Here is a 22,712-nt window from a genome sequence, read left to right on the forward strand (position 1 = left end):
GTGAGTGCGGTACTGGCCGCTTTCCGCGAGGCATATGCCGGCGCGCTGCGGCTGCATCTGCGCACCCCCACCCAGACCACCCTGGCCGAGGGTTATGAGCTCGGCCGCCGCGCGCTGGTCGAGGGCGTGAGCATTCTCGACCTCACCGAACACCACTTCCGGCTGCTCGAACACGACGGCATCATGCCGACGCCGGACGGCACCGACCGCAGCGAGGCGGCGCTCGAGTTCCTGCTGCAGACCATGGCGGCGCTGGACGTGGCGACCCGCGGCTTCCTCGACGGCACCCGCCGCTACGAGCAACAGCGTTCGCGCGCCGACGATCTCGCCGGGCGCGACGCGTTCCGCACCGCGCTGGTGGAGTCGCTGCAGGACGGATTCTTCGTCGTCGATTCGCAGGGCACGCTGATCGAGGTGAATTCGGCGTTCGGCGCACTCACCGGCTACGGACCCGACGGCATCCCGTACGAGCTCCCCCACCCCTGGACCGTGCCGGAAGCGCCGCGTTATCCGGACCTCGGCACCGATGCGGCAAGCTTCGTCATGCCCATCCGGCACCGCGACGGGCGGCGGCTGTGGCTGGCGGTGTCGACCAGTTCGCTGGTGAAACCCGAGGACGGCGAACGCATTTTCGTCGGCACCCTGCGCGATGTCACCGCCGAGCACGACGCGCAAGCGCGCGATCAGGCGGTGTCGCGGCTGGCGACGGCGGTCGGCGCGGCCACCAGCGTGGTCGAGGTGCTCAGCATCGGGCTCGAGGAACTACGCCGGGCGGTCGGGGCGGAGGCCGCGGTCGTCTCGGTCTGGCCCAACCGGCACACCGGGCCGGAACTGTATGTGTCCGAGGACAATCCGTACACGGGTGCGGGGATCGCACCGCATCACACCCAGCCCATCGTCCGCCCGGATCGAGTGCTCGACGGCGGCGAGTCGCGGCAGGTGCTCGACGCGCGGGCGCGCGCCCTGCTCGATCGCGCCCGGCTGCAACCCGGCCGCACCATGTACGCCATCCCGGAGGGCGTGACGAGTTCGGAGGGCATTGTCGCGCCGCTGGGCGAGAGCGGGGATTCGGCCCTGTGGCTGCGCTTCTCGGCCCCGCGCGTCATCACCCCCGGCGACTGGGCACTGTTCTCGCTGCTGGTCGGGCATCTGAGCCTGGCCGTGCAGCGGGCGCGCAACTTCGATCAGGCCCGCTCCACCTCGCTGACCCTGCAGCGCGCCATGCTCGGCCCGATCGAACTGCCGCCGGGCTTCTCGGTGCACTACGAGCCCGCGCTGCCGCCACTCGAGATCGGCGGCGACTGGTACGACGTGGTGCGGCTCGAGGACGGCACCATCGGCGTGGTCGTCGGCGACTGCGTGGGCCGTGGCCTGTCCGCGGCCGTTGTGATGGGCCAGTTGCGCACCGCCGCACGGGCATTGCTGTTGCGCGGCGCGGGTCCGGCACAGTTGCTCGCCGAGCTCGACACCGTCGCGGCGCGTATCCCGGGGGCCATGTGCACCACCGTGTGCGCGGCGATCCTGGATCCCGTGCGCGGGCTGGTGCGTTACTCCAATGCCGGACACATGCCACCCGTCCTGGCCGCTCCCGGTCGCCGGGGACGGCTGCTCGAGGGTGGTCGAGCGGTTCCGTTGGCCACCTTCGACATTCCACGCCGCCCCGAGGCCACCACCCCGATGGCCCCCGGCTCGACCCTGGTGCTGTTCACCGACGGCCTGGTCGAGCAGCGCGGCGTCGACATCGCCGAGCGGTTCGAGGAGCTCGCCGACGAATTGACCGGTCTGGCCGGGCAATTGCCGCGCGAGGTGGCCGACGCCGTGCTGTCGCGATTGCGCCCGGCGGGCGGCTACGACGACGACGTGGCCATGGTGGTCTATCGGCAACCGCCCGCGACCCTGCGGCTGGACGCGCCCGCCGAAGCCCGTGAGCTGTCGGGCATCCGGCGGGCCCTGCGTTCCTGGCTGACCGCCGCGGCGGTGCCGCACGACACCGCCGTGGATCTGGTCGCGGCCGCGAACGAGGCCTGCAGCAACAGCATCGAGCATGCGTACCTCGACGGGGTGCCCGGCCGGGTCCAGCTCACCGCGGATTGCGGGGTGGACTGCCTCACCATCGAGGTGACCGATACCGGCGCGTGGCGGCCGCTGCCCGCCGATCCCGGGCACCGCGGTCGCGGCATCGCCATGATGCGCGCCCTCACCGACGATCTCGACATCGATCTCTCCGGCCCGGGTACTCGCGTGCGAATGACGGTGCGACTAATGGCCGTTTCATTCTCGGCCGCCGGACGCATGTGAATCCGGGCGCGTTGGCGCTATTGCGACGGGCGTGTCCGAAGATTGCCGAAAGAGTGCGGTAGCTGCGGCTTTCGCGATAACAGAGTTACCGAACCAGTACCGATCTGGCAGACGATGCAGCGCGAACGGACGGATCATGGCAGATTTAACAAACGTGACCAATACATCCGGAGACGGCTACCCCTTCGCCGACACCATGACCACCGCGGTCACCGAGCGCGACGAGGCGACGGTCCTCACCGTGGCCGGTGATGTCGACCTCGCGACGGCCCCCGCACTCGAGAACGCGATCGATTCGACGCTCTCGGGCCGCCCGGCCGCCCTCGTGATCGACCTGTCCGCGGTCAGCTTCCTGGCCTCGGCGGGCATGGCGGTCCTGGTCGGCGCGCACAAACGCGCCGGCGATACGCGCATCGCGGTGGTGGCGGACGGACCCGCCACCAGCCGCCAATTGAAGGTGACCAGTCTGGATCAGGTCTTCGCCTTGCACTCAACCCTCGAGGAAGCTCTCAGCGCCCTGCGCTGAGGACGCTCTGAAAAGCAAGAAGCCGAGTCCGGTTTGCCCGGACTCGGCTTCGCTGCTTCAGGATTCGATCAGACGAGTTCGCGCAGCTGCTCGATGAGCTTGACGCGCTCGGCCGGGGTGGCGGCCATGGGGACCACGTTCAGCGCGGTCACTCCCGCCTCGCGGAACGCGGCGACGCGCTCCTTGACGAAGCCCGCCGAACCGATCAGGCAGACGTCGCGGACCAGGTCGTCCGGCACCGCCTTCGCGGCAGCGTCCTTCTCGCCCTTGAGGTACAGCTCCTGGATGCGATCGGCCTCGGCGCCGTAGCCGTACTTGGTGGCGAGGGTGTGATAGAAGTTCTTGCCCTTCGCGCCCATGCCGCCGATGTAGAGCGCCAGGTGCGGCTTGACCCATTCGCGCAGGCCCTCCACATTGTCGCCGATGGCCAGCGCCGGACCGGCGTAGATCTCGAGGTCGCCGCGGGCCGGATCACGCTTGGCCAGACCGGCTTTCACCGACTCGCCCCAGACGGCGTCGGCCTTCTCCGGCAGGAAGAAGATGGGCTGCCAGCCCTCGGCCAGTTCGGCGGCCAACTCGACGTTCTTCGGGCCCAGCGCGGCGAGCAGCACCGGAATGTTCTCGCGCACCGGGTGATTGATCAGCTTGAGCGGCTTGCCCAGGCCGGTGCCCTGCCCCTCGGGCAGCGGCACCGTGTAGTACTTGCCCTGGTATTCGAGCTTTTCGCGCTTCCACACCTTGCGGCAGATCTCCAGCGCCTCACGGGTGCGGCCGATGGGCGCGTCGTAGGTGAGGCCGTGGAAGCCCTCGATCACCTGCGGGCCCGAGGCGCCCAGGCCGAGGATGAAGCGGCCGTCGGAGACGTAGTCCAGACCGGCGGCGGTCATGGCCGTCAGCGTGGGCGTGCGGGTGTAGAGCTGCAGGATGCCCGAAGCCAGCTGCACCCGTTCGGTCTTCGCGGCCAGGTAGCCGAGTGCACTCACCGCGTCGAACGAGTACGCCTCGGGCACGAACACGATGTCGAGTCCGGCGCGCTCGAGGTCGGCGACCTCGGCGGCGATCTCCTTGAATCCGTCGGTGTAGTTGATCGACAGTCCGATACGCATGACCCGGACAATACCCAACTAATTGCATAGGCCAGCGGGAGGGTTGCCCAGACCGTCCGGGCCCGGATCGCGACCGCCCGCGGGCGGATTGCCGATCGCGGTGTGCGGGCCGGTACGGTAGGCGGCGAATCGCTCGAATTCCCCGTATCGCCAAGGGAGGCCACCCCGCATGACTCAGGACACCACCACCTTCGGTGACTCGACGCTGCGGGGGTACCTGGGTGAACTGGCGGCGAAGGTGCCCGCCCCCGGCGGCGGCGCGGTCGCCGCGCTGCACGCGGCCCAGGGTGCGGCGCTGGTCGCCATGGTCGCGCGCTACACCACCCGCGCCAAGGATGCCGACAATCGCCCGGTGATCGACCGGATCATCGCCGCGGCCGATGTCGCCCGCGAGCGCTCGCTGGCGCTGGCCGATGCCGACGCCGCGGCGTTCACCGCGGTCGGCGCCGCCTACAAGCTGCCCAAGGAGACCGAGGCCGAGCGGGCGGCGCGCGGCGAGGCCATCACCGCCGCGCTGTTGCAGGCCGCCCGGGTGCCCGCGGCCGTGGTCGCCGAGGCCGACGAAATCGTCTCGCTGGCAAGCGAATTGCTGCCGATCGGCAACCCGAACGTGGTCACCGATATCGGTGCGGCCGCCGACTGCGCACGCTCCGCGGCGGCCAGCTCGCAGCTGAATATCGCGATCAATGTGGCTTCGCTCGACGGTGCCGCCGGAGCCGAGTTCGCGCCCGTGCTGAAGCAGATCGAAGAAGTGATCGCGCGCGCCGACGCACTGCACGACGACGTGGTTTCCGCCATCACGCGCTGACGCCTCGAATCAGCCTGTGCTGTACCCCGTTCCGTTATGGAGCGGGGTACAGCCGTTTCCGGCCCGCTACCGGGCGACACGAAGTTCGCATAGCTCCCACGCCGGGACAATGGTCACGAACCGGGAACATTTCCGGATGGGACTGATCATCTGGCCATAAGGTGAGGAACCCAGGCCCACACCCTCTCGAAGGGATGGAACGATGCGGAAAGCTCTTCGCGTGCTGTTCGTCGCAAGCTTCCTCGCGGCGGCGGCCGCACTCGGTTCCGGAGCCGCGGGGGCGGCTCTACTCGCACCGAATCTCCCAGCCGTACAGGCAATCTCACCGGCACCAGGTCAGACCGTCGGCATCGCCGCCCCGGTCACCGTGCAGTTCGCGAAGGCGGTCACCGATCGTGCGCAGGCCGAAGCCATGGTCGATGTCCGCGCCGAGAACTCCCTCGCCGGGCACTTCACGTGGCTCGACGACCGGCAACTGATGTGGCAACCGGCGAATTATCTGCCGGCCAGCGCACCGATCACGGTGTTCGCGGGGCGCCAGCACATCAAGTTCCAGACCAACGGCGGCACGACTGCGGACGCGGACATGTCCGCGCACACCTTCACGGTGTGGATCAACGGCGTAGCCCGCACGATGCCCGCGTCGATGGGCAAGCCCGGACGTGAGACTCCCGTCGGCACGTTCCCGGTGCTCTCGCACGAGCGCTCGGTCACCTTCGACTCGCGCACCATCGGCATCCCGCTGAGCTCCCCCGAGGGCTACCTCATCACCGGTGAATTCGCCGAGCGCCTCACCTGGGGTGGCGTCTACGTCCACTCCGCCCCCTGGTCGGTGGATTCCCAGGGCAACTCCAACGTCAGCCACGGCTGCATCAACCTCGCCCCCGCCGACGCCGAGTGGTACTACGACAACGTCTCCATCGGCGACCCCGTCACCACCCACTGGTGATCCCGCCGTCATCCCGGCGCGTATTTGGCCGGGATGCACACCGATTGGATGGATCCCGGCCAAAAGCATGCCGGGATGACGAGATTCGCTAGCGGGCGGATTCGGCCGCCTGGACCACGTGGCGCATGAGGAGGGCGGTGGTGACGGGGCCTACGCCGCCGGGGACGGGGCTCAGGGCGGCGGCCTTGCCGGACACGGAATCCGCGTTCACGTCGCCGGTGATGTTGCCGTTGTCGTCCTCGTTGGTGCCGACGTCGATGACTACCGCGCCCTCGCGGACGTGCTCGCCGGTGATGAGCCCGGCGCGGCCGACAGCCGCGACCACGACATCGGCAGCAGTCGTGACGGCCGGGAGGTCGGAGGTGCGGGAGTGCGCGATGGTCACGGTCGCGTTCTCGGCCAGCAGTAGCTGAAGCAGGGGCTTGCCCACCACATTCGAGCGGCCGACGACGGTGACGAGGCGGCCTGCGAGCGGAATCTGGTGGAACTTGGCCAGTTCCACGACCGCTTCGGAGGTGGCGGGCGGGAAGCCGGGGAGACCCGAGGCGAGCAGGCCCAGCGACAGCGGGCTGACGCCGTCGACGTCTTTGGCGGCGGCGATGGCGATGCTGACATCGTCGAGGCCGACGCCCTTGGGCAGGGGGGTCTGCAGCATGATGCCGTCGACGGTCGGGTCCGCGGACAGTTCAGTGAGCTTGGCGCGGATCTGCTCGGCGGTGGCGTCGACGCCCAGATCGACGTTGTCGCAGGCGATTCCGAGGCGGTCGGCGGCGCGGTTGAGAGACTTCACGTACCAGGCGCTGGCGGGATCGTCGTTCGCGATGACCAGGGCCAGGCGCGGCGCGGTGCCCTGTTCGGTGAGGGCGGCGGCGCGCGCCTTGGTGTCGGTGTTGAGGGCGGCGGCGAGATCCTTGCCGATGAGCGAAGTCGTATCCACGGGTGCACAGCCTATCGCGCGACCGGAAAGCGATAACCAACCGGACCGGACGGGGCTTACGCGCCGACCGTTCCTCTCCGCATCTCCTCGACACGCCCCCGCGCGCGTTTCCAGCTGTGATCCGGATCAAACCCGCGAAATCAGTTGAGCAAATACCCGACAACGGGGATGGGCAGTCGTATCGTGTCCACATTCGGCTGTGAGCCAATAGCCAGCTAATTGAAGAGATAGCCAGCAAAGCAATGCGTGACACCCTCCGAAAGGTCGACAGCAGTGCAGATCGCCAGGCGTTTCCCCACCTTCCTCGCGGCGGCCGCCGCGGCCCTCACCATTCTCTCCACCGCAACCGCGCACGCCGATCCCGGTGCCCTCTACAACTCCGCGCAGGACAACTTCACCGGCGGCAACGAGGCGGCGGGACTGGCCGACCTGCGCCAATTGCTCAATGAATCACCGGATGACGCGCAGGCGTTGTCGCTGCAGGCGATCTGGTCGGACTACACCGGCGACATCATCACCCGCGAGGTGGCGCTCAACCGGCTCAACGGGATCGACGGGCGGCTCGCGGACGGGACGCGGAATCTGTTCCGCGCCATCGGTGCCGCGGTGGGCACGCTGCCCAATCCGATTCCGGCGATCGCGGGCCCGCAGACCGGTATCGCGGTACTGGGTTACGGCCTGCTGCCGGACGGATCGATGCGACCGGAACTGGTGAACCGGCTCCAGGCCGCGTGGCTGCAGGCGATCGCCTCGCCCATGTCGCCCATCCTGGTGACGGGCGGCAATCCGCAGAACGGCATCACCGAGGCGGCCGCCATGCAGGGCTGGCTGATCGGGCACGGCATCCCGGCCAGCCGCATTCTGGCCGACCACCGCGCCGGATCCACCGTGCAGAACGCCCTGTTCGGCGTCCAGATGCTCAAGGACGCGGGCGCGACCAGCGCGATCGTGGTGACCTCCCCCAACCACATTCGCCGCGCCGTCGCGGACTTCATCGTCGCGGGCATCCCGGTGGTCGGCGCCACCACCTCCCTCGAACAGCTGGTTTCCCAGCTGCCGCCCCCGGCCCGCAACAGCCAGCGCGGCATGTACCTCGACGCCAGCCGCACCCTGCGCCTGCCCGCCGAGCGCTGACCGCTCGGCAGCCCTGACCCGCACGCCCGGACCCTGCCCGAATTGGGCGACCGTCCGGGCGTGCACAATTGTGCGGTGAGCCCCTCCGACACCGACACTCTCGTCGCGCGACTGCGCGCGGCCGGATGCGTGTTCGCCGAGGAGGAGGCCGCCCTGCTGCTGGCCGCCGCCACCGACCCCGCACACCTGGAATCGCTTGTCACGCAGCGCATCGCCGGGTTTCCGCTCGAACACCTGCTGGGGTGGACCGAGTTCCGTGGTCTGCGGGTCGCCGTCGCGCCGGGTGTCTTCGTACCCAGGCAGCGGACCGGATTCCTGGTCGAGGAAGCGATCGTGCTGGGTCGCGTCCGGGCCGCGGGAGCGGGGTCATCGCTGGTCGCCCTCGATATGTGCTGCGGCTGCGGCGCATTGGGGTTGGCGTTGGCGAAAGAGCTGGCGGCCGAAGGGATTCGGGTCGATCTGACGGCTGCCGATATCGAACCCGCGGCCGTGGTGTGTGCGCGGGAGAACCTCGCTGCGGTGAACGGGCGCGTGTTCGAGGGCGATCTGTTCGAGGCGGTGCCCTCGGATCTGCTTGGGCGCGTGGACATTCTGCTGGCGAATACGCCGTACGTTCCATCGGCGGAGATCGCGTGGATGCCACCGGAGGCGCGTGATCATGAGCCGCGGCGTGCGCTCGACGGCGGGGCCGACGGGTTGGATGTGCTGCGGCGGATCGCCGCGGTGGCCGCGGAATGGCTGGCTCCGGGTGGGCATCTGCTCGTCGAGGAGAGCGAGGAGCAGGCCCCCGTCGCGGCGGCGGTGCTGCGCGGGCACGGGTTGTCGGCTCGGATCGTGGAGTGTGAGGAGATGGGTGCGACCGTGGTGATCGGTACGCGGGCATGACAATTCAGGGAGTGCTGTTCGATATCGATGACACGCTCATCGATTACTCGGCGACCGTGCGGATCGGGTTCCTGCGGCATCTCGCGGCGGAGGGAGTCCTCGACCGGTTCGACTCCCCCGACGCGGCCGTCGCGGTGTGGCGGGCGATCGAGGACGAGGAGTATCCGCGGTTCGTGGCCGGGGAACTGTCGTTCACCGAACAACAGCGGGTGCGCACCGAGCGATTCTTCGCGCATATCGACGTCACCGGCGAGGACCCGGTGGCCTGGTTCGGACGGTATGCGGCCCACCGCGATACCGCATGGGCCGCGTTCCCCGATGCCGCGCCGATCCTGCGCAGCCTCGACGGCCGCGTCCGGCTCGGCGTGATATCGAACGCCTCGCTGCCGTACCAGATCCGCAAGTTGCGGGCGGTCGGACTGCTGGACCATTTCGTCGAGACGATCGTGTGCTCCGACGAATTCGGTGCCGCCAAACCCGATCCGTCGATCTTCCTGGCCGGATGCGAGCTGCTCGACCTGGAGCCCGGCCGGGTCGCCTACGTCGGCGACCGGTACGACTGGGACGCGCTGGGGGCCAGAGACGCCGGGCTGCGGTCGTTCTGGCTGGTCCGCGACGATGCCGAAGCCACCGCGGCGGACGGCATCACCGTGATCCGCTCACTGGCGGAACTGGATTCGGCGCTCGGCTGAACTACTGCGCGTCCTTGCGGGCATCTCCCAGTGCCCGGCGCATGCGAAGCAGGTACATGGGACTCGGTGGCACCCAACCCAGTTGGACCGCCTGACCCAGATCGTCGCGGTTGGCCCAGTGCTCGATGAGCTTGCCGTCGGCGATGCGCACCCAGTGCGACTGCGTCACGGCGAACGTCTTGCCGGTCGACGGAAAGGCCTGGTCCGGCTTGGCATCCGCGTCGTACGCCACGAAGGTGCCGGTCTGGCGGGCGTGCATGGTGGTGTGCAGGGCGACCACATCGCCCTCCACGAGTGCCTCGTGCACCTCCCAGCGCATCTCGCTGAAGGCCGAGCGCAGCCACAACGCCGACGCGTAGGCGGCGGCCGGGCCGCGACCGCGGGCCGCCGCCGGTTCGGCCTTGGCCTCCCGGTTCACGGCGTCGGGATGAATGACGGCCTCGAAGTCGGCGAGGTCGCCGTCGGCCATGATCTCGACCGTACGGATGGCGAGTTTGCGAAGGTCATCGGCGGTCATCATGCCTCCAGGGACTTGCGGATCTCGGCTTCGATATCGAGTTGGGCGCGGGCCGCGGTGAGCCCGGCGGTCACGTCGGCGGCGGTGCGTTGGGTGGCGGCCGAAACATACTGTGCCACAGCAGCTTCGATGGTTTCAACACCCTGGGTCGCGGCGGCGCGCTGGGGGTCGCGGGCGGCGGCGGGCAGGGCGGACATCGCGACCAGGCGATCGTCCCACGCCAGCGCGGCCTGTTCGAGTTCGGCGCGCAGCACGATGGTGGTGCCGTCGTCGAGGGTGTTGGCGGTGCGGACCGCGGTCATGGCATCGCGCAGGCGTCGATGCAGGCGCGCCTCCGGATCGTGCGAGCCCGCCCAGGAGGCCGGCGCACGGGTGGGGGTGCCGGGAATCACCTCGTTGGCGGCCGAGGTCGCGGCCTGCTGACGCTTGGACAGCAGCATGACGCCGCCGACCACCGCGGCCAGCAGGATCAGCACTACGAGCACGAAAATCAGCACGGTCGGCTCACTTTCCTCGGTCGATCAATGATGGGTGGTGGTGGGATGCGGTGCCACGGTGGTGTGGCCCGGATGCGCCGGGGCGTGATGCCCGTGCGCGGCGGAGTAGACGCCGACGATCACCGCGATCACGGCGAGCACCGCCAGGATCGCGCCGATGATCTTCACCTTGCTCCACGGGCGATCTCCGGCCACCTGACCGGTGAGGCCGTTGATGTAGACCTGGTAGGGCTGGTTCATGTAAACGACCGTGAGCAGCCAGATCGGCAGCAGCAGATGCTTGTACGCCAGCCAGTTCCACGAGGTGTCAAGCCGGTCGATGCTCTGGCGGTCACCGCCGATATCGGCGCGCACGCTGGACTCGATGGCCGACTCGATGCGCTGCTGCGCCTCCGGGAACGACTCCTCGGCGTCCTTGTCGTAGGTGCGGCACAGGTGCCCCGCCACGAACTCCGGTGAGTAGGAGCGCGCCTGCTCCACCGGCCACGGCTCGAGCGAGCGAATCCGATTGCGCGCCATATTCTCGTTGGCCAGCACCGGCAGGTCGGCGAACTCATTGCTGACCTCGCCCCAGACCGGGGTCCAGCGGGTCCGGGTCTCGTAGACGGGATCGCCGTCCTCGTCGGTGCCGACCCGCACCTGGTAGTCGTCGCCGCGCTGGCCCTGATAGTGGCTGTCGGTGTCCGCGTCGTAGGTGAAGTACGCGGTGTACAGGCTCGAGAACGCGCCGATCTGCCGGTACTTGCGGAACTTCGTCGGCGCGAACCACCGTCCCGAAACCCACTTGTCGACCAGCTCCCGGGCCTGCTTCTCCCCCACCAGGAACGGCACCACACCGTCGACCGGCAGCCGCGCGGGCGCATTGTGCACATCGTCACGCTGAATAGGCGTGGCGCAGTACGGGCACCGAGTAGCGGTGAGACTCCCATTGAATCCGGTGGTGCCACCACAGTTCTGGCACTTCACCTCCCACTCCCCGGTCACCTGCGGCCCACTCGAGGTGGCCTGCAACTCCCGCAGCGCCGCCATCGCGGGGGCAAGCTCGCGGGCCTGCACAGGCACGTCGGGTGCGGTGACCGGCGACCGGTTGCCACAACTGGGGCACAACAGATCCTGTCCTACCGGATCGAACCCCAGCTGTGCACCACACGAAGAACACGGATACGTCCGCGTCAACTCGGTGCTGTGCAGCATCGCCCGGTCCGGCGCGACCGGAACCTGTTGCGGCGCAGCATTGCCCTGTTCCGCCACATCCGGCGCCTGCGTTCCCGGCATGAACACCGGTGCCACCATCACCGGCTGCGGCATTCCGCCCATCGGCGCCTGCATCGGCTGATTCGGCACGTAACCACCGGGCAGCGGCGGCGGAACTGCCTGCCCGCCAACGCCACCCGGCAACGGCGGTGGCACGGGTCCGCGCTGCGGCATCGGCGGCGGCACTGCGCCGGGGAGCGGCGGCGGTCCGGCAGGAGACGCGGCCCCCGGAAGTGGCGGCGGTGCAACGGATCCCGACGGTAACGGCGGGGGCATCTGCTGCCCGGTAGGGAGCGGGGGCGTCCACGGGCGGGGGTCGGCGGTGTGCGGTGCGGCCGGGTCGCCGGTCGGAAGCGGCGGCGGGCCAGGAGGCCGTTGGGGCTGGTTGTCGTTCATCGGGGCTCACTCGGTGCGGCGGACGCGACGGTCGCGCCATTGCGGTGGAAGGGCTTTCGGGGACGCACCGGGGTGTCGGGCGTGCGGTGGAGCGTCGGGTGTGGCCCGTCGGCGGGCAAGGAGTGCCGACGGGTCACGGCCGGACGGGCGGCGCGGGCGCTACTGCGGGGGCAGCGGCGGCGGGGTGCCCGGGAGCGGGGGCGGGGTGGCGAAGAGGCTCGCCAGGGCGGGGACGGTGGCGGCGGGCTGCCAGCCTGCCATGCCTTCGCACCAGACGTTGGTGTCGCGGGTCAGGTTGCCGGCCGAGACGTATTGGCGCAGTTGGTCGATGGGGAACGGGCCGACGGCCTGGCCACCGTTGTCGAAGTGGAACTGCTGCTGGCCGGGCAGCGGCGGCGGGGCGGCCTGCTGCGGGGCGGGGGCGGCCTGCTGCTGCGGCTGGGCGAATCCGCCCTGCATCTGACCGGCCATTTGACCACCGAGCACGACACCCATGCCGGCCTGCATGGCGGCACCCATGCCGCCGCCGGGGTTCTGGGCCGCGGCGAGCATGGCGTCGGCGGCCTGCATCTGCTGGTAGCGGCCCAGGTCCACATTGTTCATGAAGCCGCCGGCCTCGACGCCGCGTGCCACACCGCGGGTCATGGCCTGCTGGATCTCCTCGGGCAGCGAGATCGTCATGGTGACGCCCTCGACCCCGATGCCGAAGCCGGACAGTCGCTGACCGACGAATTCGCGCAGCTTGTCGGACAGTTCGACCTGACGGCCCTGCAGGTCGATGGCGCCGAGCCCGGACGCCATGATCATGTCGGAGAAGCCCAGCGCGACATTGGCGCGCAACTGCTCGCTGAGGGTGTCGGCGTCCACCTCGGCGTTGGTGCCGATCATCTGGCGCAGGAACACCTCGATGTCGGTGACGCGCACATTGGCGGTGCCGTTGGCGCGGATCTGCACCATGCGGAAGTCGGGGTCGCGGACGGTGATCGGCTGCGGTGTGCCCCAACGCATATCGGTGACCGCGCGGGTATTGATGAAATACACCTCGGACCGGAACGGCGAGTTGAACCCATGCCGCCAGCCCTGCAAGGTGGACATGATCGGCATGTTCTCGGTGGTCAGCGTGTAATGGCCGGGCCCGTACTTGTCGGCCAGCTGCCCGCGGTAGACGAAGACGGCCTGCTGCCCCTCCCGGACGATCAGCTCCGCACCGTTCTTGATCTCGTTGTCGTAGCGGGGAAATCGCCACGCCAGCGTGCTGCGAGTGTCGTCCAACCATTCAATGATGTCGACGAATTCGCCGCGGATCATGTCGAACAGGCCCATTGCCTTCTCTTTCCTCCCTCGGGCGCGACGCCCTAACCCGGCCGAAGTATGGCACAGGTTGCTGAACGCGCGCGGTCACCGTCACGTGGCTATCGAGCCAACCACGATCAGTGTTAATGATTCATGAACCAGCATGGCCCACGCGAGCTTTCTCACGCGGGCCATGCTGATTCGCTATCGCCGGGCGGGCGAACAGGGAGGCGGCGAGTACGCCGATCAGCACCGCGGCGGCGGGCAGGTACATCGAATCCGATAGGGCCGAACTGAACGGTTCGATGACCTTCGACGGTAGCGGCCCACCCGGGGCGGCCTGGGCCGCGAGTCCGTGCGCGTGCAGCCGGGCGGTCAGCAAGGCGCTCATGCCCGCGCTGCCGAGCACCGAACCGACCTGTCGCGTCGTGTTGTAGACGCCCGCGGCGGCTCCGGCCTGATGCACCGGCAGGCCGCGGGTGGCGTTGGCGGCCAACGGGGCCCAGATGCAGGCATTGGCCACGCCCATCACCGCGAAGACCACCAGGACGAGCCAGATCGCGGTGTGCGGTGTCATCAACGCGCCGAACCAGAACAGCGTCACCGCCAGCAGTCCGAGACCGAGGGTCGGGAACGCCCGTGGGTGTACGCGGTCGGACCACCGGCCGACGAACACCCCGAGCGCACCGGTGGTGAGCGCCAGCGGCGCGAGCATGAGCCCGGATTCGGTGGTGTCGTAACCGCGTACCACCTGGAGGTAGAAGAACGTGGGCAGCATCATGGCGACGACCGCCGCGCCGGTCGTGCCGATCGCGACACTCGCCATACTGAAGTTGCGGTCCGCGAACAGTGACAGCGGCACCAGCGGCTCACCCTTGGTGATCCCCTCCCAGCCGATGAACAGCGCCAGTACCGCAATCCCTCCGACGATCAGTCCCCATACCCAGGCTGCCCAGTCGTGGCCGTTGCCTTCTTGCAGGCCGAAAACCAGTGCGGTCAGGCCGATTCCGGACAGGACGACGCCGAGAATGTCGAACGTGTGCGGATGTGTCTCGAGGCTCGGCAGCAGCCACGCCGCCAGGCCCAGGCCGAGCACACCGACCGGGACATTGATGTAGAAGATCCACTGCCAGCCGAAGTGGTCGGTGAGCACGCCACCGAGAATGGGCCCGACCAGCATGGCCAGCCCACCGACGCTGCCCCACAGACCCATTGCGGCACCGCGTCTTTCGGGCGGGAACAGGCGCGTGATGACGGCCATGGTCTGCGGCGTCACCAGGGCCGCACCGATGCCCTGCACGGCGCGCGCCGCGATGAGCTCACCGATCGACCCGGCCAGCCCGCACCACAGTGAGGCGGCGGTGAACAGCGCCAGCCCCGCAAGATATACGGGTTTCGGGCCGACACGGTCCCCGAGCCGCCCGGTGATCAACTGCAGCACCGCATAACCCAGCAGATAGGCACTGGTCACCCAGATCACCTGGGACACATCGGTATGCAGTCCGACCATGATCTTCGGGTTGGCCACGGCCACGATGGTCATGTCCAGCAGGATCATGAAGAAACCCACCAGCAGCGCGAACAACGCGTGCCAGGGATTGCGCTCGGATTTCATGACATCCCTCAATCCGCTCGAATGCCCGAGGCGAGGAAGATCGGCACCGCGACGAACAACCGGTCACCGCGCGCCCGCTCGGCCTGCTCATCGAGCCACTCCCCGGGGCCCGCGAGATCCGCGAGGGTCGGCAGGCAGGTGGCGTCGGTCCACACGATGGTGTGCACTGCGACGGTGACATCGGCGAACCCGTTGTCCAGCAGCAGGTTCCGGTACTCGCGGGCTACGCGTGGGCTGCGCACCCGGTCGGCGCGGGCCTGCACCACCGCGCGGGTGACCTCGGGATCATCGGAGTCGATCACGACGGTGTCCCAGTCCTGGCCGACGAGCACCGCGCGGCCGTTGCCGGCCAGCACCCGCCGCGCTTCGACCACGGCCGCTGCCGGTTCGGGGAGCGTATGCAGGACTTTGTCGGCCCGGTATCCGGTGACCGACCCGTCCTCGAGGGGCAAGTGCGCAAGCGTCGCCGACCTGGAACTCGCCCGCGGGCCAGCGCTCGGTCGCGACCTCGATCATGAAGGGCTGCAGGTCGATCCCGATGGCCCGCACCCCGCGAGCGGCCAACTCGCCCACCGCGAGGCCGCTGCCGCAACCCACGTCGACAACGGTCTCACCCAGCCCGCGATAGGTACGTTCGCGCAGTTCACGAACCTGCGGGAGTTCGTCGAAAGCATCAAGAATCGGAAGCAATTTCGCCAAAGGAGTAGTCATGAAGGCAGTCTGCGACTTGAAGCCAACTTGAAGTCAAGAGCCGCCCGTGGGCCACCGCGCAGTTCGGTAATCTGCGGATTGTGCGTATCGACTTGGTGATCGGGTTCGTGCTGGCGGTGACGCCGGTCTGCCTGACGCCGGGTGCGAGTTTCACGCTGGTCACCCAGCGTGTGATCGCGGGGAGTCGGCGGGAGGGGTTGCTCGTCGCGGCGGGTACGGCGACCGGGTTGTGTGTGCATGCGGGGCTCGCGGCGATCGGGTTGTCCGCGTTGGTGATGCGGTCGGCCGAGGCGTTCACCGTTGTTCGGCTCGCGGGTGCGGCGTATCTGGTGTGGCTGGGGCTCTCCGTGCTGCGCGGTAACCGGGGGCGGGCCGAATCGCCGTCGCGGAAGCTGCCCTGGCGCGGGCACAACAGTTACGTCCAAGGGTTGCTCGGGAATGTGTTGAATCCGAAAGCGGCTGCGGTGTATCTGACTTTGGCGCCGCAGTTCCTGGACCCCGGGCGACCGGTGGCCGCGCAGATCGCCGTATTGGCCGTTGCCCATGTTGTCGTGGCGGTCACCTGGTTGACGGTGTGGACGATGACAGTTTCCGCTGCACGGCAGACGATCGCGCTGCCGCGGTTCAAGGTCGTCATGAATCGGGTCACCGGCACCGTGATGATCGCTTTGGGCGTCCGGACCGCCATCGCATAATAAGGTCGGTCTTTACGGTTGCTTTGCATTTCCCCAAGGGGCACTTGGTATTTCGCGCCCGATAGGTGGGGAGTGAGCGGGCGGAGCGCGGACCGTCATCGTATGCTGGCCCCCGCATTGATCGAGATCTACGGGGAGCAGTTGTGCAGGCGAATATCAAGGGCAGCACGATGCCGGTGCTGGAGATGCAGTTGGGGCCGGGGGAAGCGGTGATCACACCGCACGGCGAATTGTCTTGGATGTCGCCGAATGTGACGATGACGCAGACCACCAGTGCCGCCGGCGGCGGCGGATTCATGAACTCGCTCAAGCGGGTCGCGGGCGGCGGCGGCCTGTTCATGACCCAGTACCAGGCCACCAACGGCCCCGGCCTGGTGGCCTTCGCCACCAAGGTGCCCGGCGAGATCGTGCCGGTCGACATTCACCCGCAGCGCAGCGTCCTGGTGCATCGACACGGGTGGCTGGCCAGCACGCCGGGCGTGAATGTGAGTGTCGCGCTGCAGCAGTCGATCCGCAGCGGCCTGTTCGGTGGTGACGGATTCCGGCTGCAGCGCCTCGAGGGCCAGGGCCGCGCCTGGATCGAACTCTCCGGCGAACTCACCCGCTACAACCTGGCCCCCGGCCAGACCATGCTGGTGCACCCCGGTCACGTCGGCATGTTCGACCAGACCGTGCAATTCACCATGACCACGGTCCCCGGCATCCGCAACAAGATCTTCGGCGGCGACGGCTTCCTCCTGGTCGCCCTCACCGGCCCCGGCGAAATCTGCCTGCAGAGCATGCCGCTGCCGAACCTCGCCCACGCCCTCATGCCCTACGTCGGCGCCGAATCCGGCGGCGCCGGAGCCGCAGGCGGAGTGGTCGGCGCCATGCTGCGCGGCTGACCACCTATCCGATCCGGGCCCACCGCAGAAACCTCCGCGTGAGCCCGGACACTTCGGACTGCTGCGCGCAGCGCGCGTGTGCGGCGGTGTTCAGCCGAACTCCGCGGTCATCTTGTCCAGCAGACCGTTGATCTCGGTTTGCGTAAGGTCTTTGATGAGAGGCGATTCGCTGTTCACGACGACGGTTCCGGCGGAGAAGTGGCGGCCACTCTTCACTTTTCCCTTGGCCGTGTTGTTCATGGTGCTGTATTCGAGTTGATACCAGCCGTCCTGGGGCTTGTTCGAGAATTTCGTGGGGGCTTCGGTGACCAGGCCGGGGAGATCGTCCACACGCTCTTCGAGCGTGGCTTTGTCGGTCTTCGCCTTGTAGAAGATTCGGAATCGGGTGACATCGCCGATGTACGCCTTGAGTTTCGGGCCCTTCTTGTGCTCCTGGCGGATACGGCAGGTCTGGGTGCCGTCCGCGAAATACAGGGTGGGAGAACGATCTTCACCCGAGGTCACGTGGGTCAGATGCGCCAGGGTGGCGAGCTGGCGGAGCGACGCCAAACGTGGGTCGGGCGTGCTGGTGCTGCTCTCACTGGTCGTGCTACCGATGCTCGAGCTGCTGCTACTCGTTTTGCTCGACGAGGAATCGGGTTCGGTCATGATATTGCCTCTTCACAGAGAATGCCGGAATTCGAGCATAGGCCCGATAATCCAGTCGCTCGGCCGAGGATTCCTCGATACCAACGAAATTCGGCAACGCCACGATTGAATCGATGCCGCTTCCTGCGAATCAATCCGCCCGGTCCGTGAAAGTTCCGTGGTCCACTGAACCCGGTGGGCGCGCACACCGTGGGGCTGGTGTCATCATCGTCGATCCAAGGATCACCATGCGGATATCCGTCTGCTTGTATGCCGGCGTCATAGCCACCGGGCTCGCTGTCGCCGGTCTGCCCACCACGGCCACGGCGGCGGTTCCGCCCGGCGGCCTGATCACCAGTTTCCTGCGCAATCAGGGCACCTATTGTTCGATCATCTGCCCCCTCGGCGCCCAGACCGCCGACACCGTCGTGACCACGGTCCAGCAGGCGCCGGGCGCACTGTCGGCTGCTCTGCAGGTGGAGGATCCGGCACGGGCGCTCGGTGTCACGGCCGCCTCGATCACGGGGCCCACGAGTGTCGCGGCGCAGCGGGGGATCGTGGCCGACGGCACGCTCGTGGCGCCGCGCGCGCTGAACGCGTTCGAGGTCGGCGTGGTCGGGCTGATGAATGTAGGGCCCACCGCGACAGGTGGGCTGCCCGCGGTCGCGGCAGCAGTCGAGACTGCACGCGAGGACACATACGCCGCGCTCAATGCGCCTATCGTCCCTGACCCGGCACCGCTCGCCGTCCCGCACGATCCAGTGCAGGCCGCGGTTTTGGGGGTAATCGATGCCGGTGCCGCCGTGGCGTTTCCGGCATTCAACACCATGCTGACCGCCGCCGTCCAGGCCCCCGATGCCGCCGCGCGGGAACTCACGGCCACCGGCGATCCCGCGCAAGCGCTCACCGCGGGCGCCGATACGGTGACGGCCGCAGAAGACGCGGCCACCACCATCATCGGCAACGCAGTCACCAACGCGCTCGAGTTGATCGACGCAGCCAACCAGCAATAGCCGTGCGGCAGGGCGCGTCCGGATGATCGGCGATCAGGACAAACCGTAGAATTCGCGGGCTATGTGGAATGTGTGACCGGCGCCTTTGTCGGTGCAGGTGATGCCGTTGGGCATGCTCAGACAGGTCAGAGTGCCGACGGTGGTGGAGTGGTCGAAGTACAGGGTGGGCAGGCCGTCGGCGGCGAGGGCGGGGCCCGCGCAGGAGAAGGCGGGGGTGCCGCCCTCGGTGAGAGCGATGGTGTCGCCCCAGCGGCCTTTATCGCACCAGGCGGGGCGTTGCGGTGAGGTGAAGCTGTGGTCGGCGATATCGCAGACGACGGTGTCGCCGCCGCCGATCGCGGTGGTGAACTGGCAGGTGATATTGCCTGAGGGGGAACGGAATTGGAGTAGCTGGCCGGGTGCGGCCTGCGCGGTGGCGCCTAGGGTCAGGGTGGCGTCGAGGGTCAGGGCCGTGAGGACGGCGGCGCCCGCGACGAGTGTGCGGGTGGTCGTACGGAAGGTCATGGATTCTCCCCGGTCGGTTGTGAGCACCGGGACCCATGGTGGGAGGGGACGGTTTCGATCCGCTTACAGATCGCTTCGATCCGACGGCCCGGCCGCCTCCCGGAACAGATCGAGCATGTCGGACCACGGCAACGGTGCACCCGCCCCGGGATCGAAGGCCCGTTTCACCCGGTCCACCAGGTCGGGACCGGCGAAGCCGACGTAGCGTGCCGGGTCGATGCCGAGCTCGTCGGCGTGCGCGAGGACCGCGGTGTGCAGGCGGTTCGCGATGTCACCGTGTCCGAGCCGCGCGAGCGCGAACGCGCCGGCGAGCACCACGGCCAGTTCCTCGGAGACATTCGGTTGCTGCCGAAAGGCATTCAGGGCGCGCAGCAGGAGGACCAAGGCGCGGCGCAGGACCGGCTCGTCGGCGTCCGGCTCGGCCAGCAGGCACCACGCCAGCAGCAGGTCGGTGATGCCCGCGCCGGAGGTGAATCCGCTGTGCACGCTGATCTCGTGGGCACGGGTCAGGGTGGTGGCCGCCGCGGTGTGCCTGCCGTCCTGGAACTCGACGATCCCCATCCCCCACAGCGCGGCGGCCTGCAGATACGGCGGGGCGTCGCACTGATCGCAGGCCGCGGCGAAGGCCGTCGCGGCCGCCCGCAGCGCGACGCCGTCACCCAAGTCCGCCAACGCATTACAGCGCCGCAGGTGTGCTTCGAGCCGAAGCAATTCGTGATCGGAGTCCGCGAGCAAGGCCATCGCGTCATCGGCATACCCGAGCGCGTCCCGGGCGGCTCCGACGTGCGCGGCGGCCAGCGACAGCCCGATCAGCGCGCGGGCACGATCGGCGGCGGGCGCGGCCGGGCAGGCGGCCAGGGCCGAGCGCAGCAGCCGTATGCCCTCGGTCGCCACACCCGCCGTCACCCATAGGTAGGTCAGCGCACCGGCGCTCCGGAGTGCCTGCAGCGGAGCGTGTTCCAGGTCATGATCGATCGCCACGCGCAGATTCGGCAGTTCGAGTGCCAGCGTGCGCATGGCCTCCGGGAGCCGAGGTCCGGCGAGCAGCGCCACCTGGTCGGCGATCAGCCCGCGCGCCCAATCGGCCTGCGCGGCCCGCGATCCGGCGGGATCGGGATCCAATTCCCGGCAGTAGCGCCGGATCGTCTCCAGCAGCCGATAGCGGGCGCGCCCGGAACTGACATCGGCGGTGAGCACCGAACGATCCACCAGCGCGGCCAGACTCGCGAAAACGGCGGCACCCGTACCGGGATCGCGGACGAATTCGGCGGCGTGCCAGTCGAATCCGCCGTCGAACGGCCACAGCCGCAGCAGCAGCGAGCGATCCACCTCGCTCAACTGATCGATGCTCCAGCCGATCGCCGCCTGCAATGACGGGTGCGGCGAGATCGATCCGCTCGGGGTGGCGCCGAGAATATCGAGCCGCTCCCCCAGTCGTTCGGCGAGATCGGTGAGCCCGATCGAATGCGCCCGTGCCGCAGCCAGTTCGATGGCCAGCGGCAGCCCGTCCAAGACCTCGCAGACCGTGCGCGCGGCCTTCCGGTCGGCGGGGGTCGGCCGCCAGTCGGCGCGGTGTGCGCGGGCCCGATCGAGAAACAGTTCCACCGCGCCGGACTCCTCGCCGTCGAGCGGCAACGGCCGCAACGGCAGCACCCGTTCGCCTTCGATGCCGGTCGGACGGCGACTCGTCGTGAGAATCCGCAGTTGTGGGCATCGCGTCAGCAGCGTCAGAACGAAATCGAGATGCTCCACCAGCTGGTCACAGTTGTCGAGAATCAAGACGGCGGGCCGATCCCCGATCGCCCGCTCCACCGCGGCCGTGGGTTCACCCGTGCCCTGGGTGAGGCCGAGGGCCGCCGCGACGGTGGATACGACGGCACCGGGTTCGTGCACGTCGGCCAGCCGCACCAGCCAGGTGTCGGCCCGGTCGGCCGCGTGCTCGAGAACGAATCGGGTCTTGCCGACCCCGGCCGGTCCGGTGATCGTCACCAGACGCGATTCGCCCAGCAGTGCGGTCAGCAGCTCCGATTCCGCACGGCGGCCGATGAATCGGGTCGACGGCCGCGGCATCGGGGCGGAAGCGACTGCCGGTTCCGCCGTTTCGATCGATACGGGCGCGCGCACCAGCAGCAGACCTGGATCGTGGTCGAGGATGCGCCGTTCCAGCTCCCGCAGTGCCGGGCCCGGTTCGACGCCGAGCTCGTCGACGAACAGGCCGCGTACCCGCCGCAATTCGTCCAGGGCCTGGGCCTGACGGCCGGTGCGATACAGGCCCAGCGCGAGCAACTCCCACCGGCGTTCCCGAAACGGAGTCTCGATGACCGCTTCGCTCAACTCGGCGACCGCCTGCGTGGTGTCGCCGCCGGCCAACCGCGCGGCCTGTAATTCCTCGACGGCCACATCCCGGAGTTCGCCGAGTCGGATCCGCAACCCGGAAACCAGCAGGGTGTCTTCGAGTTCGGCCCACGGCTCACCGCGCCACCGACCGCGCGCGGCGGTCAGTTCGTCCGCCGCCCCGGCCGGATCCCCCGCGGCCAGCAGTCGGAGTCCGGTGTCGACCTGCGCGGCGAACAACTCGTCATCGCACCGGGCGGTGAGTCGATACCCGCGTGCGGTGCGCTCGATCACCGCGCGACCTTCGGGACCGAGGGCGGTGCGCAGCCGATGCACCACGACCCGCATCATGTTCTTCACCTCGTCGGTGAGCTGCGCACCCCACACCAGCTCGGCGAGCACGGAATCGTCGATCGCGCTCCCGGATCCGGTGGCCAGCGCGGCCAGCATGCGCCGCGGCACCGGGCCACCCAACTCGCGGGCGACCCCGTCGACCTCCACCTCGATCGGGCCGAGCACCCGGCACACCATCACGACGCCACGGTAACCGACCCGGGCGTGACCGTCCGGGTCAGGCGTCGCCGCAGGTCCGGGCGCGGGCGAGGGCGGCGAGCACGACGGGCGCGTCCAGCAAGGTGGTGTAGCGGGTGATCTTCCCGTTCCGCAGCGTCACGATGTCGATCTGGCTGCTGCACACCGGGATATCGGTCGGACGGATCGTCCCGGTGAGGGTCCCCACCTGCACGATCCGGCCCCCGGCATCGAAGAGGTGCGCTGTCTGCAACCGCACATCCAGGCAACTGAGCCGCCGCAGGTGGAAGTCGAAGAAGCCATCCGGCCCGTAATAGCTACCGCCCCAGGGCAATCGAGCCGAAAGCCGCATCATGAACTCCGGCGCGAGCACGGGCCGGACCCGGTCGAGCGCACCGGCGGCGAGATCGGCATACCAGTCCGCGACGAGGCGAATGTCGTCGCCGGGCGGCACATCACGATCCGGGTCGGGCCCGAGCCACATCACCGAGGAAACTCCTTCGATC

At 68.7% G+C, this 22,712-nt stretch carries 22 protein-coding genes and 1 pseudogene; 10 read left to right on the forward strand and 13 right to left on the reverse strand.

The window, feature by feature from the left end:
* A complete protein-coding gene (locus ACYVN4_RS18655; RefSeq protein ID WP_460722802.1) occupies positions 1-2,298 on the forward strand; it encodes a SpoIIE family protein phosphatase in 2,298 nt (765 codons plus the stop codon).
* A gap of 196 nt (positions 2,299-2,494) precedes the next feature.
* Positions 2,495-2,824 carry an STAS domain-containing protein gene (locus ACYVN4_RS18660; protein WP_460724034.1) on the forward strand — a complete coding sequence of 110 codons (330 nt, stop codon included), beginning with the start codon at positions 2,495-2,497 and terminating at the stop codon, positions 2,822-2,824.
* A 68-nt stretch (positions 2,825-2,892) separates the two neighbouring features.
* Here the strand turns inward: ACYVN4_RS18660 and ACYVN4_RS18665 are convergent, their stop codons facing one another.
* On the reverse strand, positions 2,893-3,930 hold the full coding sequence (locus ACYVN4_RS18665; RefSeq protein WP_460722804.1) for an LLM class F420-dependent oxidoreductase: 1,038 nt from the start codon (positions 3,928-3,930) through the stop codon (positions 2,893-2,895).
* A 169-nt stretch (positions 3,931-4,099) separates the two neighbouring features.
* On the opposite strand from ACYVN4_RS18665, the gene ACYVN4_RS18670 reads away from it, so the two are divergent.
* The gene (locus tag ACYVN4_RS18670) at positions 4,100-4,738 is read left to right on the forward strand and encodes a cyclodeaminase/cyclohydrolase family protein (RefSeq protein ID WP_460722806.1); all 639 of its coding nucleotides are present in this window, start codon (positions 4,100-4,102) and stop codon (positions 4,736-4,738) included.
* Between the two features lie 202 nt (positions 4,739-4,940).
* Positions 4,941-5,687 (forward strand): L,D-transpeptidase, encoded by a 747-nt coding sequence (locus tag ACYVN4_RS18675; protein ID WP_460722808.1) that lies wholly within the window; start codon positions 4,941-4,943, stop codon positions 5,685-5,687.
* A gap of 88 nt (positions 5,688-5,775) precedes the next feature.
* Here the strand turns inward: ACYVN4_RS18675 and ACYVN4_RS18680 are convergent, their stop codons facing one another.
* Positions 5,776-6,624 (reverse strand): bifunctional 5,10-methylenetetrahydrofolate dehydrogenase/5,10-methenyltetrahydrofolate cyclohydrolase, encoded by an 849-nt coding sequence (locus ACYVN4_RS18680; RefSeq protein WP_460722810.1) that lies wholly within the window; start codon positions 6,622-6,624, stop codon positions 5,776-5,778.
* A 273-nt stretch (positions 6,625-6,897) separates the two neighbouring features.
* Between ACYVN4_RS18680 and ACYVN4_RS18685 the strand changes: the two genes are divergently transcribed.
* The 3 genes from ACYVN4_RS18685 to ACYVN4_RS18695 all read left to right on the forward strand — a co-directional run bounded on the left by ACYVN4_RS18685 (position 6,898) and on the right by ACYVN4_RS18695 (position 9,335).
* Positions 6,898-7,758, forward strand: a complete 861-nt coding sequence (locus tag ACYVN4_RS18685; protein ID WP_460722812.1) for a YdcF family protein — start codon at positions 6,898-6,900, stop codon at positions 7,756-7,758.
* Between the two features lie 75 nt (positions 7,759-7,833).
* Complete coding sequence (locus ACYVN4_RS18690; protein ID WP_460722815.1) at positions 7,834-8,643, forward strand: putative protein N(5)-glutamine methyltransferase; 810 nt, start codon at positions 7,834-7,836, stop codon at positions 8,641-8,643.
* The gene (locus tag ACYVN4_RS18695) at positions 8,640-9,335 is read left to right on the forward strand and encodes an HAD family hydrolase (RefSeq protein ID WP_460722817.1); all 696 of its coding nucleotides are present in this window, start codon (positions 8,640-8,642) and stop codon (positions 9,333-9,335) included. The genes ACYVN4_RS18690 and ACYVN4_RS18695 overlap by 4 nt, the downstream gene beginning before the upstream one ends.
* 1 nt (position 9,336) lies before the next feature.
* Here ACYVN4_RS18695 and ACYVN4_RS18700 read toward each other — a convergent pair whose 3' ends face one another.
* The 7 genes and pseudogenes from ACYVN4_RS18700 to ACYVN4_RS18730 all read right to left on the reverse strand — a co-directional run.
* Positions 9,337-9,852, reverse strand: coding sequence for an ester cyclase (locus tag ACYVN4_RS18700; protein WP_460722819.1), 516 nt, complete (start codon positions 9,850-9,852; stop codon positions 9,337-9,339).
* Positions 9,852-10,349 (reverse strand): hypothetical protein, encoded by a 498-nt coding sequence (locus ACYVN4_RS18705; protein ID WP_460722820.1) that lies wholly within the window; start codon positions 10,347-10,349, stop codon positions 9,852-9,854. The genes ACYVN4_RS18700 and ACYVN4_RS18705 overlap by 1 nt, the downstream gene beginning before the upstream one ends.
* A 24-nt stretch (positions 10,350-10,373) precedes the next feature.
* A complete protein-coding gene (locus ACYVN4_RS18710; protein ID WP_460722821.1) occupies positions 10,374-11,678 on the reverse strand; it encodes a TFIIB-type zinc ribbon-containing protein in 1,305 nt (434 codons plus the stop codon).
* Between the two features lie 480 nt (positions 11,679-12,158).
* Complete coding sequence (locus tag ACYVN4_RS18715; protein ID WP_460722822.1) at positions 12,159-13,322, reverse strand: SPFH domain-containing protein; 1,164 nt, start codon at positions 13,320-13,322, stop codon at positions 12,159-12,161.
* Positions 13,323-13,443: 121 nt separating this feature from the next.
* Complete coding sequence (locus ACYVN4_RS18720) at positions 13,444-14,907, reverse strand: DHA2 family efflux MFS transporter permease subunit (protein ID WP_460722823.1); 1,464 nt, start codon at positions 14,905-14,907, stop codon at positions 13,444-13,446.
* A gap of 8 nt (positions 14,908-14,915) precedes the next feature.
* The gene (locus ACYVN4_RS18725) at positions 14,916-15,359 is read right to left on the reverse strand and encodes a methyltransferase domain-containing protein (protein WP_460722824.1); all 444 of its coding nucleotides are present in this window, start codon (positions 15,357-15,359) and stop codon (positions 14,916-14,918) included.
* Between the two features lie 55 nt (positions 15,360-15,414).
* Positions 15,415-15,618: pseudogene (locus tag ACYVN4_RS18730) on the reverse strand (methyltransferase domain-containing protein); the annotation flags it as partial.
* An 80-nt stretch (positions 15,619-15,698) separates the two neighbouring features.
* On the opposite strand from ACYVN4_RS18730, the gene ACYVN4_RS18735 reads away from it, so the two are divergent.
* Entirely contained in the window at positions 15,699-16,313 is a 615-nt protein-coding gene (locus ACYVN4_RS18735; RefSeq protein ID WP_460722825.1) for a LysE family translocator, read from the forward strand.
* A gap of 143 nt (positions 16,314-16,456) precedes the next feature.
* The gene (locus tag ACYVN4_RS18740) at positions 16,457-17,197 is read left to right on the forward strand and encodes a TIGR00266 family protein (RefSeq protein WP_460722826.1); all 741 of its coding nucleotides are present in this window, start codon (positions 16,457-16,459) and stop codon (positions 17,195-17,197) included.
* Between the two features lie 90 nt (positions 17,198-17,287).
* Here ACYVN4_RS18740 and ACYVN4_RS18745 read toward each other — a convergent pair whose 3' ends face one another.
* Positions 17,288-17,845, reverse strand: coding sequence for a hypothetical protein (locus tag ACYVN4_RS18745; protein ID WP_460722827.1), 558 nt, complete (start codon positions 17,843-17,845; stop codon positions 17,288-17,290).
* A 227-nt stretch (positions 17,846-18,072) separates the two neighbouring features.
* Between ACYVN4_RS18745 and ACYVN4_RS18750 the strand changes: the two genes are divergently transcribed.
* Positions 18,073-18,837 carry a hypothetical protein gene (locus ACYVN4_RS18750; RefSeq protein WP_460722829.1) on the forward strand — a complete coding sequence of 255 codons (765 nt, stop codon included), beginning with the start codon at positions 18,073-18,075 and terminating at the stop codon, positions 18,835-18,837.
* A gap of 33 nt (positions 18,838-18,870) precedes the next feature.
* Here the strand turns inward: ACYVN4_RS18750 and ACYVN4_RS18755 are convergent, their stop codons facing one another.
* The 3 genes from ACYVN4_RS18755 to ACYVN4_RS18765 all read right to left on the reverse strand — a co-directional run bounded on the left by ACYVN4_RS18755 (position 18,871) and on the right by ACYVN4_RS18765 (position 22,690).
* Positions 18,871-19,341, reverse strand: a complete 471-nt coding sequence (locus ACYVN4_RS18755; protein ID WP_460722830.1) for a DUF6636 domain-containing protein — start codon at positions 19,339-19,341, stop codon at positions 18,871-18,873.
* Between the two features lie 63 nt (positions 19,342-19,404).
* Entirely contained in the window at positions 19,405-22,206 is a 2,802-nt protein-coding gene (locus ACYVN4_RS18760; protein WP_460724035.1) for a BTAD domain-containing putative transcriptional regulator, read from the reverse strand.
* A gap of 40 nt (positions 22,207-22,246) precedes the next feature.
* The gene (locus ACYVN4_RS18765; RefSeq protein ID WP_460724036.1) at positions 22,247-22,690 is read right to left on the reverse strand and encodes a nuclear transport factor 2 family protein; all 444 of its coding nucleotides are present in this window, start codon (positions 22,688-22,690) and stop codon (positions 22,247-22,249) included.
* Between the last annotated feature and the right edge of the window lie 22 nt (positions 22,691-22,712).

This window comes from Nocardia heshunensis (assembly GCF_054782115.1).